Source organism: Pseudoalteromonas sp. S4741, assembly GCF_005886135.1.
Lineage (GTDB): Bacteria > Pseudomonadota > Gammaproteobacteria > Enterobacterales > Alteromonadaceae > Pseudoalteromonas > Pseudoalteromonas tetraodonis.
In genome coordinates this window covers 1-12,958 of record NZ_PNCN01000110.1, presented here as the reverse complement: position 1 = coordinate 12,958, position 12,958 = coordinate 1, and the positions used below count along the sequence as shown (strand labels likewise).

General features: G+C 39.3%; 14 protein-coding genes and 1 tRNA gene. 2 read left to right on the top strand and 13 right to left on the bottom strand.

Annotated elements, in window-relative coordinates; translation table 11 throughout:
- Nucleotides 1–325: 325 nt before the first annotated feature.
- A complete protein-coding gene (locus CWC30_RS14550; RefSeq protein ID WP_138627453.1) occupies nt 326–667 on the top strand; it encodes a hypothetical protein in 342 nt (113 codons plus the stop codon).
- Nucleotides 668–1,019: 352 nt separating this feature from the next.
- Here the strand turns inward: CWC30_RS14550 and CWC30_RS14540 are convergent.
- The 12 genes from CWC30_RS14540 to rppH all read right to left on the bottom strand — a co-directional run bounded on the left by CWC30_RS14540 (nt 1,020) and on the right by rppH (nt 10,644).
- Nucleotides 1,020–1,094: transfer RNA gene (locus CWC30_RS14540), tRNA-Arg, on the bottom strand.
- A 74-nt stretch (nt 1,095–1,168) separates the two neighbouring features.
- Entirely contained in the window at nt 1,169–1,846 is a 678-nt protein-coding gene (locus CWC30_RS14535; RefSeq protein ID WP_069440010.1) for a FlgO family outer membrane protein, read from the bottom strand.
- Between the two features lie 8 nt (nt 1,847–1,854).
- Entirely contained in the window at nt 1,855–2,532 is a 678-nt protein-coding gene (locus tag CWC30_RS14530) for a FlgO family outer membrane protein (protein ID WP_138627451.1), read from the bottom strand.
- A 12-nt stretch (nt 2,533–2,544) separates the two neighbouring features.
- A complete protein-coding gene (locus CWC30_RS14525; protein WP_138627450.1) occupies nt 2,545–3,138 on the bottom strand; it encodes a FlgO family outer membrane protein in 594 nt (197 codons plus the stop codon).
- A gap of 67 nt (nt 3,139–3,205) precedes the next feature.
- Nucleotides 3,206–3,466 (bottom strand): SPOR domain-containing protein, encoded by a 261-nt coding sequence (locus CWC30_RS18875; RefSeq protein ID WP_249929885.1) that lies wholly within the window; start codon nt 3,464–3,466, stop codon nt 3,206–3,208.
- A gap of 410 nt (nt 3,467–3,876) precedes the next feature.
- A complete protein-coding gene (locus tag CWC30_RS19265) occupies nt 3,877–4,179 on the bottom strand; it encodes a hypothetical protein (RefSeq protein ID WP_502704755.1) in 303 nt (100 codons plus the stop codon).
- A 206-nt stretch (nt 4,180–4,385) separates the two neighbouring features.
- The gene (gene galU / locus CWC30_RS14510) at nt 4,386–5,264 is read right to left on the bottom strand and encodes a UTP--glucose-1-phosphate uridylyltransferase GalU (protein WP_138627449.1); all 879 of its coding nucleotides are present in this window, start codon (nt 5,262–5,264) and stop codon (nt 4,386–4,388) included.
- Nucleotides 5,265–5,281: 17 nt separating this feature from the next.
- Complete coding sequence (locus tag CWC30_RS14505) at nt 5,282–6,133, bottom strand: thymidylate synthase (RefSeq protein ID WP_069440013.1); 852 nt, start codon at nt 6,131–6,133, stop codon at nt 5,282–5,284.
- 13 nt (nt 6,134–6,146) lie between these two features.
- The gene (gene lgt / locus CWC30_RS14500) at nt 6,147–6,950 is read right to left on the bottom strand and encodes a prolipoprotein diacylglyceryl transferase (protein WP_033102792.1); all 804 of its coding nucleotides are present in this window, start codon (nt 6,948–6,950) and stop codon (nt 6,147–6,149) included.
- A gap of 12 nt (nt 6,951–6,962) precedes the next feature.
- Nucleotides 6,963–7,772 (bottom strand): sulfite exporter TauE/SafE family protein, encoded by an 810-nt coding sequence (locus CWC30_RS14495; RefSeq protein WP_069440014.1) that lies wholly within the window; start codon nt 7,770–7,772, stop codon nt 6,963–6,965.
- Between the two features lie 65 nt (nt 7,773–7,837).
- Complete coding sequence (gene ptsP / locus CWC30_RS14490) at nt 7,838–10,102, bottom strand: phosphoenolpyruvate--protein phosphotransferase (RefSeq protein WP_138627448.1); 2,265 nt, start codon at nt 10,100–10,102, stop codon at nt 7,838–7,840.
- 23 nt (nt 10,103–10,125) lie between these two features.
- Complete coding sequence (gene rppH, locus CWC30_RS14485; protein WP_013465620.1) at nt 10,126–10,644, bottom strand: RNA pyrophosphohydrolase; 519 nt, start codon at nt 10,642–10,644, stop codon at nt 10,126–10,128.
- Between the two features lie 521 nt (nt 10,645–11,165).
- On the opposite strand from rppH, the gene mutH reads away from it, so the two are divergent.
- The gene (gene mutH, locus CWC30_RS14480) at nt 11,166–11,837 is read left to right on the top strand and encodes a DNA mismatch repair endonuclease MutH (RefSeq protein ID WP_138627447.1); all 672 of its coding nucleotides are present in this window, start codon (nt 11,166–11,168) and stop codon (nt 11,835–11,837) included.
- A 13-nt stretch (nt 11,838–11,850) separates the two neighbouring features.
- Here mutH and CWC30_RS14475 read toward each other — a convergent pair whose 3' ends face one another.
- Nucleotides 11,851–12,825, bottom strand: coding sequence for a prolyl hydroxylase family protein (locus CWC30_RS14475; RefSeq protein WP_138627446.1), 975 nt, complete (start codon nt 12,823–12,825; stop codon nt 11,851–11,853).
- Nucleotides 12,826–12,958 lie beyond the last annotated feature (133 nt).

Sequence of the window (12,958 nt, the reverse complement as noted above, 5' to 3'; positions counted from 1 at the left end):
CGGGGTTCGGGGTTCGGGGTTCGGCAAAGTATTTTATAAAGCGGGCTAATTGATAGCTCGCTTTTTTATTATGAAAAATTTAATGGAGAGCTTCGTTGAGCTGTGAACCAGTCATTCAGGCGAGTCGTAATTGTCTTAGTAATAATAAAAGGATATTCTTCCCTTTTTCACATATTTAAATAAGCGGCAGTTAGTATAGTACTTATAGTTGGTAGTAACTCATACCATTTGCTATTAATATAAGTTCATAAAATAAGGATGTTTTCACGCTAAAATAGGAAAAGTGTCCTCAGACAAAGCTGTTATATAATAATTGGAATCTTATATGTGGATTAAAAAATTTTGGAAACCTCTTTTGTCTTTATTAGTGGTAGTAACAACGTTAGTCGTCGCCATATTTTCATATGTGAGCGTTTTTAATGATTCATTATCCAAAAATTCCAATGACTGGGGAGCATTTGACAGTTATTTGAGCGGTACTGCTGGTGTTGTGATTGCACTGTTTGCCGTCATCTGGCTTATTTATTCGGTAAGCATCCAAAAGGAAGAAATTGAAAAACTTAAAATTGAATTAAATAAATCAGCAATAGAACAAGAGCAACAGACTGAAATTAGCGCTTTAACTGCATTAATTAGTTCTTATGGCACTTCTGCTCAGGTTACATAATTGAAGCTAAATGGTTGTAATGACGGAACTAATCATATCTCAAACAATGAATCAATTACTTCTAAAAAGACCCAGTTAGAGCATGAGCTTGCAAATGTAAATGAGTATACCGCTAATCTGGAAGCAAAACTCGTACAACGTACATAGTAATACATTTTTGTCGGATGTTGTGGCTTAGCCTCACCACTTATCCGACCCAAGTCAAAAGGTAGGTTGGTTAAGCCGAAGGCGCCACCCAACAGGCTTTCAAATTCACTTTTCATCCGCAAATGGCACATAGCTGACATTGCTACAAATAGACTACATAGAGTTGATATAGAAACAAAGAAAGAGCGTAACTCATTGATTCTATTGGTAGCCCCTACAGGAATCGAACCTGTAACTGCCCCTTAGGAGGGGGCCGTTATATCCATTTAACTAAGAGGCCACGCTGGGTGCTAAGTACTAAGTGTTTGGAAATTATAACGGTATCTGGTTTTTTATATCAAGCCTCAAATTAAGTTAATTGCTTGATAAATATATATCTTCTTTATTTAATACGTAAAGCGGTATAAATGTTCGGCTGCTGGCGGCAAGGCGCTTATTTTCAATATTTATCACGCGAGCGTTAACAACAACCCCATCTGCACGGTAAATTAATGTACCCGATAAAACATGGCTGGCTATATTCGTACCTGCAAGCTTGCTAGTGTTTCGGGTGAATGCAAAGTCGCCTTGTTCATTAACGGTAATTAAATTGGCTGTTTTAAAATCAACCGCGCTATAACCAAACTTTTGTAGCTGATGTATAAAAGTTTCTGATAACTGATTACCTAACTGGCTTGCTGTAGTTAAACTTGCGTCTAAATCAACGAACGACGTGACTGCAATCGCTGCATCTTGCGGGACTACTTGCATGGTGTCGGTTAAATCAAGTGCCATTTGCTCTACGTAGTTAACTAAGCTTTTATGATGCTTGTTAGGGTTAAACTGCGTTGTATCAGCATATTGCTCTTGCTCGTCATTGCGCTGCATTTGCGACATGATTTGGTTAAAATCAAGATCACTTACCACTGTTTGCTCTGGCTCAGATTTGGCGGATTCAGCCATGTTAGATTCACTAAGTAAATTACAGCCTGAAAGTAATAGTGATAATGCACTTATGCTAATTAAAGCTGAGCGCTTAGCTAAGTTAGCCATGATAAACCTCACTTACTCGCCTGTTTAAGCATAATGCCATCAGCACTGTTACTGCTATTTAGCGCATCAACAACTGATTGCGGAATAAAGCCCTGTGCAGAGCCTACAACCGCTTTGCTCGCTAAACCAACAATACGTGCGTTTACTAATATGCCGCCTTGGTGGTTTACTAACGTGCCTGCTAATACGTAACTAAAGTTTTGTTCTTGGTTAAGCTCTAAATAGTCGCGGCTAAAAACAAAATCGCCACCAGGGGTTACACGCATATAATCGGTGGTTTTAAAATCGATTACCGGTACACCAAAATTATGTAGCTCATGCATAAAGCTCTCGGCAATTTGATTGCCCACTAAGTCAGCATTGTTATAGTCACGGTCTAAAAATACAAAGCTCGATACCGCCAATGGCGTTTTAGTATTTACGTACTGTAAATTTTCAGCCATGTCTTGCATGATGCCACGCACATAGTGATTAATATTTTTGCGTGTTGGCGTGTTAACTTGTTTGTTTTTATTCATTACTGCTGTTTTATTTTGATACAGCGAGTCGCTTTGTGTAGGTGCGGCTACAGGGCGTTGCTCAAAAAACATAGGTGCATCGTCGGTAATTTGTGTGTCACTATGGTTTTTCATTTGTGAACAACCAAAGCCTAGTGGCAAACATAAAGTTAATAGTAGGCGTTTCATGTGCGCTCCTAATTAATATTCACTGCGGTAAATATAGTCACCGCGCTGCTGTATTTTTTCATTGCTCCACATCACATTGATGGGAATTTCAGTACTGCCGGCAGATACAACTTGATTAGTTTGCATATTTACCATGCGCGCGTTAACAATATAAGCATGCTCTTGACGGGTTAAAGTACCGGTGATGACAAAGTCAATAATCTGACGCTGCTTTAAATTGCCAGTATTGCGGCTAAGTACTGAGTCTGCACTCGCTGATAAGTTAAGTTGGTTTTCAAGCCGGTATTCAACCGTGTTATAACCTAATTGGGTGAATTGAGTTATTAAGCTTTCCTGAATTTGCTGGCTAAGCCCTGCCCCTTGCCCTTGAGCAACATGAGAATCTAGGGCATCTGCTAAATAAAAGCTACTGACCGCAATTGAAGCGGTGCTTTTAAAAGGCTCTTCAATATGGCTAAGCTGGGCACTCAAGCTATTTACGTACTGGTTAAGCGTATAAGGTGCCATGACCGCTTTAGGCGCATCAGTGCTTATACTCGGCTTTGGCTGGGGTGTTAAGCTACAGCCCGCTAAATTTAATAATAGTAAGGGTAACAAAAGGCGCATAGTTGCCATCCTCTAAAAACATAATAGTTACAAAGCAATTATTATGCCTAACACCCTAGATACATATTTATTTTAATGGCTGCTGCGTGTAATGGCTCACAATGCAGTTGATTTGGCGCTGTTTTAGTTTATCGCAATCAGCAGCGGCATTCGCTTGTTCCTGATAAGCCCCAAGCTTTAAACGGTAGTAAGTAACCCCACTTACATTAATAGTTTCTACATTCGCCACAAATTCGCCCTGAAATAATGAAGATGCACTTTTAAAGTTAAAATACTCACCTAATTTTAATCGATAATGGGTTTTGTTATTAACCTTTGCTTTTTTCAATATTTGTCGTGATTTTGTCCTTAAACAAAGGCGCTGCTTTTTTGTTAATTTGCTTCCATTCTTTAGCAACACTCTCTTGTGAATCGAGTGACGTAACCTGCAATGCAAATACTTTTTTTGTTGGTATCAACCATTGTCACTTTTGTTAGCTTCGATGTTTGAGGGAATACTTTTTTCTTCACAATTGAGTTCGTTGCTTTCACAGGCAAACTAACAGCGTGCTTACTGTAGCTTTTTTAAGGGGCTGTAATCATTTTTGTAGGCACGCTAGCATAACGGTTACTATATCTTTGTCTCGGTCGTTCAACTTTATCTGAGGTGCTTGCGTAGTTATTGCCATACCTGAGGTTTGCCGAGGTATTAGTCTTAATTGATAAGCGAGCATAACGATAGCTAACAGCCTGATTAGATTACGCTATTGCTTTACTGTTAATAATATCTAGGTGATCAACTAAATATGTGAGCTCACGTTCTAACTTTAATAGCCGCTTTATGCCAGAGCGTGCTTGCTGCCATTGCAAGGCGGCATCTTTTAGTTGAGCAAGCTCGAGCGCTGTGATGGTTACATATTTAGGTGAATCTTTAACTTGTTCATTTAATGATGTTTTATCAGGCGATATCGTACAACCAATACTTAATAACAACAGTAATACGACTAACAGATATCGGTGATACTTTTTGCTGCATTCATATATTGATTGTTTCTCTTTCAATAGTTTAGACCGCTCAATTAAGTCAATTTTCCATTGAATCAACAAAGCACGTTAACAACAAAACAACCTGATTTAACATAGCGATTACAACACAATGTTAAATATGTCTGTATAACTGCAAAAATAGTGATAATTTAAAATACTAAAAAGCTATTTTACAATCAAAAAAAGCGCCATATAGGCGCTTCTAATAATGATAAGTTTATTTAAATTAACGTGTTAATAAACGTTTTAAGCTCACCGGCGAATTCATCACGACGAAGAGCAAATTCAATAGTTGCTTTTAAATAACCAATTTTACTGCCGCAATCATGGCTTCGGCCTTTCATTGCGTAGGCATCTACTTTTTCATCTTGCATAAGCATGGCTATTGCATCTGTTAGCTGAATTTCATCACCAGCACCTTGAGGGGTTTTAGCCAGTAATGGCCAAATATTTTTACTCAACACGTAACGACCAACCACAGCAAGGTTTGAAGGTGCCTCGTCAACGGGTGGTTTTTCTACCATGCTTTGAATAGGTGAGCTTTCACCTTGGTTTAACTCAACATCACCTAAATCCACAACACCAAATTTATCTACGTCATCTTTAGGGACTGGCTCAACCATAATTTGACTGTGTTTAGTTTGCTCAAAGCGAGTAATCATTTCAGCTAAGTTGTCTTTTGTTAGGTCACTTTCTACATCATCAATAATAACGTCGGGTAAAATAACCACAAAAGGTTCATTGCCAATAATAGGGGCGGCACAGTTAATAGCATGGCCAAGGCCTTTTGCCTCACCTTGACGTACATGAATAATCGTCACGTCCTTAGGGCAAATAGACTGTATTTCGGCAAGTAATTGCCGCTTTACACGTTTCTCTAACGTTGCCTCTAATTCAAAGCTGGTATCAAAATGGTTTTCAATCGAGTTTTTACTCGAATGCGTTACTAGCACTATCTCTTTAATGCCAGCGGCAACCGCTTCGCTAACTACGTATTGAATGAGTGGACGGTCTACAACGGGCAGCATTTCTTTTGGAATTGCTTTAGTAGCCGGTAACATACGTGTTCCAAGGCCGGCTACGGGGATCACTGCTTTCATTATGCTCTCCTTATTTTTTAAACTGAAAATGGGTACTGAATCGCTTCATGGCATTGATAACCAACCACCTCAAAGTCATCACGTGTTACCCATGTTTCTATATCTTCGAGTGATTTAATCTCTGGGTTGATTTTTAATTGGGGAGAAGCAAATGGCTCACGCTTTAACTGCACATCTCGCATTAAATCGAGCTGGTTTTCATAAATATGAGCATTGGTGATTTTATGATATGCCTTACCGGCTTTGTGGCCAGTAATTTGTGCAACCAGTGCCAATAAAACAAAACATTGAATTTGATTAAAGTTTAGACCTAGCGGTACATCACAACTTCGTTGGTACGAGGTTAAATACAGGGTGTCGCCTAGTAATGAAAAGGTATGCGTATGCATACATGGGCGCAAGCAGCCAAGCTCAAACTCACCTGGATTATAAAAGGTAATAATTTCACCGCGATCATCAATGCCATTTTTTAAATTATTGATGACCTTTGCCAGTTGATCTAGTGTTGTACCGTCAGGGCGTTGCCAGCCTCGTCCTTGCACGCCATAAACGCGCCCCATATCATCCTCACCTTTACGATTAGGATTATTGAGCCAAGCACTATTTTCATTGGCGTTGGCATCCCAAGTTTTACAGCCTATATTACGAAACTGCTCAGCACTATCATAGCCTCTTAAATAACCTAACAATTCAGCAATAGCTGCTTTGTAATAGCTTTTTCGCGTGGTGATCATAGGGAACTGATTATTAGCCACATCGTATTCTAAATCAGCGTTTATAACCGTTAAACAACGTGTACCGGTACGCTTATTTTCAACCCATTGTCCTTGGTCAACAATGCGCTGACATAATTCTAAATATTGTTTCATCTAACTTCTTCTTTTAAGCTTTTGCCGCTGTTTTTGATTGTGGTTGTTTATAGGCCCAAATAAGTAAGCCTAACCCGCCAATTATCATTGGTAACGATAGAATTTGCCCCATAGAGATAAAGTCGGCAAATAAACCCAATTGCGCATCTGGTTGGCGAAAATATTCAATACAAAATCTAAATACGCCGTAACCCAGTAAAAACAAACCCGACACACTTCCCGCAGGACGTGGACGCTTAATAAACCACAATAATATGACAAACAATACAAGCCCTTCAAAAAAAGCTTCGTAAAGTTGTGAAGGGTGGCGTGCAAGCGGGCCTCCAGTTGGAAACACCATTGCCCACGGAACATCAGTGGTACGCCCCCATAATTCGCCATTAATAAAGTTACCTATACGCCCAGCCAGTAAACCAACAGGCACTAAAGGTGCTACAAAATCACCGACTTGTAATAACGATTTTTTACGCTTGTAAGCAAAAATAGCAATTGCGGTGATCACCCCCAGTGTTCCACCATGAAACGACATGCCTCCTTGGTCTATTCTAAACAAATATAAGGGGTTTTCGATAAAATAGCTAAATTGATAAAACAGAACATAACCAATACGCCCACCTAATATAACGCCCAGCATGCCGTAAAAGAGTAAATCGCTGACTTCGTCTTTAGTCCAACCTGAACCGGACTTATTAGCTTGACGATTAGCAAACCACATCGCAAACGCAAAACCAATTAAGTACATTAATCCATACCAACGAACGCTAAGTGGTCCAATAGAAAAAATTATTGGATCAATTTGAGGAAACTCCAGTGCCATAAAAATAAACCTTTAGCTAAAAACCATTTTAATAGCGATGATAACAAGTAACATCGCGAAAACTTTCTTAATTGTATTTACAGGTAAGTAATGTGTTGCTTTGGCGCCTATTGGCGCTATAAACCATGAGGTAACAACAATCCCTAACAATGCAGGTAAATAAACAAATCCCATAAAACCATGCGCTAAGTCAGTTACTCGCCAACCGGCGCTGATATAACCAATAGAGCCAAAAAAGGCAATTACAATACCACATGCAGCAGCGCAACCAATTGCCTTTTTAATATCAACCGAAAAATAGTGCAGCATAGGCACAAGTAATGCGCCACCGCCAATCCCAATCAACCCAGATAGTGCCCCCATTATCGCACTAATACTTCCTAGCACGGGGCCTGCAGGCATCGGGTGACCTACGCTCACTTTATTACGGGCAGAAAGCACCATTCTCATAGCAATAAAAACCACACTCACCGCAAACACGGTTCGTAACATCTTCTCAGGTATAAAGCTGGCAGCAAAGCCGCTAATCAAGGCGCCAATGGCCACACCCGACATTACCCAAGGGGCAATTTTCCAAGGCACATTATCATTTTTATGATGAGCTAACGCTGAAGAAGTCGAGGTAAATAAAATAGAGGCTAAAGATGTCGCAATAGCGATAACTAATACATGATCGGCAGCGGCCACATTAAAACCCAGTAACAGGCTCGTTAGCACCGGCACAATGATTAAACCACCGCCTATGCCTAGAAGTCCTGCTAAAAAACCAACAATGCAACCTAATAACGCACAACTTGCAACTAGAAGTCCTAGTTCATACATAGTTATCTCTAATACATTTAAGAATATGTATATTTTAATTGATTATATAAACAATAACAGCTCTATCATTTAGGTGTATAAAATAAATTACCTAGCTGATGCTCTATCATAAAATTACGGGTTAAACGCAACACTTGTTTAGCATTGGGCTGTGCTAAACAGTCGCTCAGTAATTGTTCCATGTCACTAACATTTAAGCGCCTAAGCACCCATTTCACTTTATTTAACGACGATAAGTTCATACTTAAACGTCTATAGCCCATGGCAATGAGTAATATTGCTCCCTCGGGGTCGCCACCAAGCTCCCCACATAAACTAAAGGGCAATTCATAGTGCTCACATTCGCTGGCAATATTATTTAATACACGTAACACAGCTGGATGATAAGGATTGAATAAATCGGCCACACGGGCATTTGCTCTATCTACCGCTAATAAATACTGAGTTAAATCGTTACTACCCACTGAGCAAAAATCGACTTTTCTAGACCACTCTGGCAGCATAAATACACTTGAAGGTACCTCAAGCATAATGCCAATATCTGGCTTTTCTATTAATTGCTCAGGAAATGTTTCGCTTAACTCATAATAGGCTTGGTTATACAATGCCAGCGACTCTTCAACTTCATCAGTGCCACTGATCATAGGCAGCATTATTTTTAAATTACCTAAGCCAATATTCGCTTTGAGCATGGCTTTGAGCTGATCTAAAAAAAGCTCAGGATGATCTAGGCTAATTCTAATACCACGCCATCCTAAAAACGGGTTTTCTTCGGTAATATTAAAATAATCTAAAACTTTGTCGCCACCAATATCTAACGTTCGCATAACTACGGGGTTAGGATAATAGCTACTGAGTACTTCGCGATACCATTTTTCTTGTTCTTGTTGCGATGGAAACTGCCCTTTTTGCATAAACCACGCTTCGGTTCTGTAAAGACCAACACCATCACAAATATGGGCACTATTTTGTTGCGTATTAAGTTCAAGCCCAGCGTTGAGCAATAAACTAATATGCTCCCCGTCCAAGGTAATTGCAGGCAGTGATTGCTCTTCTAAAAAACGATTGTTGAGTAAGTTATCTTGGTGTTGTAATTCGGTATACTCATCAATAAGCATTTGCGAAGGCGAAATATATAAACGCCCAGCAAAAGCATCTAAAATCATTTCTTTGTTATCAAACTGCAGTAACGGTAAATCTTCAATACCCCAAATTGCAGGCACCCCCATTGCACGGGTTAAAATAGAGGCATGGCTATTGGCTGAACCATTAATGCTTACCACACCTGCTAAACGCTCATTTGGCACTTCGGCTAACATCGCAGGAGTTAATGTGTGAGCGATGAGGATTGTGTTTTCAGGGTAGTCTTTTATTGCATGCTCGGTATTCACTAAGTGATGAAGCACCCGTAAGCCAATGTCTTTAACATCAACCGCACGCTCTTTAATGTAAGGGTCTTGCATTTCATTAAACTGCGCAACTAAACGTTCAATCACAATTTTTAATGCACTTTTTGCACACCACCCTTCTTGTAATTGTGCCTCTACATTATGACCTAAGCTTTTAGCATCCAATAATTGCTGATACACATCAAACACCGCCAACGCTTCTTGCGGTATGGTATCGCTTAATGTCATCGATAAGGTGCTAAATTCCTTGCGCGTTGCAGCAACCGCTTGCGTGAATAAACTGCGTTGTTCATTCACATCACTATTTTTAGTAAGTTCTATGGACTTAAAATTAAGTTTAGGAATAACAACAAAGGCTTTACCAATACTAATGCCTGGCGCACTAGACACCCCTTTTAAAACCGATGTTTGATGAGACGACTCATCTTGGCGCAATACTTCTTTTATTTCGGCATGCGCAAGCTGTGAAGCTAACTGCGCTGAGAGCGTAATTAAAAACGACTCTTCATCTTGAGAAAATACTCGAGCCATTTTCTGTTGCACAACAATAACGCCTAATACCTTTTTTTGATGAACAACAGGCACAGACAAAAAAGCGTTGTAGCCTTCTTCGTTCACTTCTGGGGAGAGTTTAAAGCGAGGATGCGATTTAGCAAACGCAATGTTAATCGCCTCTTCGCGCTGAGCAACTAGCCCAACAAGTCCTTCAGTAAAGCCAATTCTAAATTTACCCACCGCATCGGGGTTTAACCCTTCGCTGGCCATTAGTACAAAGTTATCTTGACTGTAATCGGCAAAATAAATGGAGCAGCACTGGGTATTCATGGCATCTTTTACCATTTTCACAAAGCACACTAACGCATCGTCTAAATTCGCTTGTTGCGAAACAGACTCAGCTATCGATCTGAGTGTTGCCAGCATACACTGCTCCTTTTTATGTAAAACTACCTTTTGCTTCGCCAATTGTCTTTTTGTTGCTCTCGCTTATTGAAGGGCATAGCAAAAGGAGCAAACTCTTTCATAACACGTCGATAAACATCCCGTTTAAACGATACTACCTGCCTTACTGGATACCAATAACTCACCCACCGCCAATCATCAAATTCAGGATGGTGCGTTTTTAGTAAATTTACATCTTCATCTTTACAGCGTAACTTCAGTAAAAACCATTTTTGTTTTTGCCCAATACACACCGGACTTGAGTCGCGACGGATTAATCGTTTGGGTAATTTATAGCGTAACCAATGTTTTGAGCTTGCAACTATTTCTACATCTTCTGGTCGCAAACCTACTTCTTCGTGTAATTCACGGTACATAGTTTGTTCTGGTGTTTCACCATCATCAACACCGCCTTGGGGAAATTGCCAAGAATGTTGACCATAGCGTCTGGCCCAAAACACTTGCCCCTGATTATTGCAAATTACAATTCCGACATTGGCACGAAAACCTTCGGCATCAATCACCTTAGTGCCTCATTTGTAAGTCGATTTTTTATGATTGTTCCACATTAGCTGCAATACGGCAAATACTATTACGTACAAGCCCCATTAACGTCCTCGGTTAAGGCAAATTAATGGCAAAATCCATTGCATGTGAATAACAAATAACACTGCCATACATAAAAACCACACTGTTTGTGCTGGTTACTCACAGCTTGTGCATAACTTTTGTAAAACACGCTCATTTAGCAAACAAATCCACAATACAAGATCTAAAAGGTGATGTTCTCCACAGAATCTGTGGATAAACATGTTTATACATCTGTATTTATCCTTACAACAAATATAGACCTTAATTAAAACTGAACACTAAAAACAAAAAAAACAATACATTTCAGTTGCTTAGTTAAATTTAGCGTTTTAAAACAGCGCATAAAATTGCACCACACACAGTGCGAACAAAATTCAACCAACCGCTAAAGATATCCACTAACACCCTAATTTGCTATCATGACACTGGTATTTATTCAACTAAAATAAACAGTATGCAACCTTTAAAACCTCATTCAATCAATCAATTAATGCAACGTGTCGATGCTATTGCAGGACTCACACTAGGACAACTTGCACAGCAGTACCACTTTAAAACGCCAGATGATTTATTGCGTGAAAAAGGCTGGACAGGTCAACTGATAGAGTATGTTTTAGGCGCAACGGCCGGTTCAAAACCGCTACCCGACTTTGAAGATTTAGGTATAGAGCTCAAAACATTGCCCATTTCATATAAAGGTAAACCGCTAGAAACCACCTTTGTGTCGGTTACCCCACTAATGAATGTAACTGGCATGACCTGGCACACAAGTAGCGTACGTAAAAAGTTGAATCATGTTTTATGGTTACCTATTTTAAGTGAGCGCAATATCGCCCCGTTTGATAGAACCATAGGCAGTGGCTTTTTGTGGCAACCCTCCCCCGCGCAAGATGCGCAATTACAGCGAGACTGGGAAGAGCAAATGGAGCTTATAGCGCTTGGTCGGGTAGATGAAATATCAGGGCATTTAGGCGACGCCATGCAAATACGGCCAAAAGCTGCTAATAGCAAAGTAGTTACCGATGCCATAGGCCCGAACGGACAAATTATACAAACCCTGCCCCGTGGCTTTTATTTAAAAACCAGTTTTACAAAAGAGATATTAAAACAGCAGTTTCAGTTGTAATTATTTGTCGGTATTAATTTTTGCACCAAATAGATTCGCGTAACCAAAAAGGTTTTTCTCGCATCCAAAGCGTACAAATCCACTTTTCACCTAATAATACGGGCTTTCCACTATGTACTGAGTTTTTATCTACCTGATTACCAATCATATTATTAAATTTAATCACTTGTCCTTGCTTAGCTTTAACACTTACATTCCAGTCTTTAAAGGCGGTTTCTCCACCTTCAAATCCGTCATTTAAATTTATAATACGTGTTCGCTGTCTTTGACCAAAAAAATTAAGTTCTTTTTTAGCATTTCCATTTGAAGGTGTAATAAAATCATAGTGCCATTTGTATTGCTGACCTTGAGTATAACGATAAATAATCATAGGCTCAGCATATGCTAAGTCAGCATAGTCGTCTGAACATATGATGCGCTGTAATATAGCTATTAAAATATTATCGACTGGTAATTGTGTTATAAGCTGCTCATTGTCTCTGATGTCTATAACTTTTTGTCTTGTAGAGTTTTCAGCATACACCCCAGCTAAATTTAAATTATTATTAGCAAGCTTTATAATCTCCTGCGCTAATTCATTCGTTAGTTGCGTTTCTAATGTTGTCACAGGTAATGATTGTTCAGAGGATTGAATATTCAATGGTATAATTAAGCTACTCCACAACCCTATTAAATCGGTTTCAATACCCTGCTGTATAGTCTTAGGAAGGCCTGATATATGTTTTTCAAAGTTAATTGTTACTTGCGGATCAGCAGTTCGGATTGGCCAAAAGTGAGATAAAACCTTAAGAGCTTCAATTTTATGATACTTAGCTAAGCATAAAACAATGGCTAGCTCCTGAGAAGAAGTTGATGATGAAACCGCATGACATAACCAATAGTGAACAAATTCAGGAGCTGTTAGCGCAAAAGACACTATTTCTTGTTTTGGAGGAAGCGTGCCATGATATTTGGCATTTATGAGGTGAGTAACATAGTTATTTTTCATAATCATTTTATTGTTATTTTTAATACGCTCCTAATGTAACAATAAATTTACAAACAATAAACCACCCACCTGTTATATTTGCATTTATGATTAAAAATCCCCGCATAAGCGAGTAATGCCAGTCAGTTAAGAA

Excerpts from the sequence above, each read along its gene's own strand:
- CWC30_RS14550 (WP_138627453.1), top strand. The coding sequence starts at position 326 with ATGTGGATTAAAAAATTTTGGAAACCTCTTTTGTCTTTATTAGTGGTA.
- CWC30_RS14535 (WP_069440010.1), bottom strand. The coding sequence starts at position 1,846 with ATGGCTAACTTAGCTAAGCGCTCAGCTTTAATTAGCATAAGTGCATTA.
- CWC30_RS14530 (WP_138627451.1), bottom strand. The coding sequence starts at position 2,532 with ATGAAACGCCTACTATTAACTTTATGTTTGCCACTAGGCTTTGGTTGT.
- CWC30_RS14525 (WP_138627450.1), bottom strand. The coding sequence starts at position 3,138 with ATGCGCCTTTTGTTACCCTTACTATTATTAAATTTAGCGGGCTGTAGC.
- galU (WP_138627449.1), bottom strand. The coding sequence starts at position 5,264 with ATGAAAGCAGTGATCCCCGTAGCCGGCCTTGGAACACGTATGTTACCG.
- CWC30_RS14505 (WP_069440013.1), bottom strand. The coding sequence starts at position 6,133 with ATGAAACAATATTTAGAATTATGTCAGCGCATTGTTGACCAAGGACAA.
- lgt (WP_033102792.1), bottom strand. The coding sequence starts at position 6,950 with ATGGCACTGGAGTTTCCTCAAATTGATCCAATAATTTTTTCTATTGGA.
- CWC30_RS14495 (WP_069440014.1), bottom strand. The coding sequence starts at position 7,772 with ATGTATGAACTAGGACTTCTAGTTGCAAGTTGTGCGTTATTAGGTTGC.
- ptsP (WP_138627448.1), bottom strand. The coding sequence starts at position 10,102 with ATGCTGGCAACACTCAGATCGATAGCTGAGTCTGTTTCGCAACAAGCG.
- mutH (WP_138627447.1), top strand. The coding sequence starts at position 11,166 with ATGCAACCTTTAAAACCTCATTCAATCAATCAATTAATGCAACGTGTC.
- CWC30_RS14475 (WP_138627446.1), bottom strand. The coding sequence starts at position 12,825 with ATGAAAAATAACTATGTTACTCACCTCATAAATGCCAAATATCATGGC.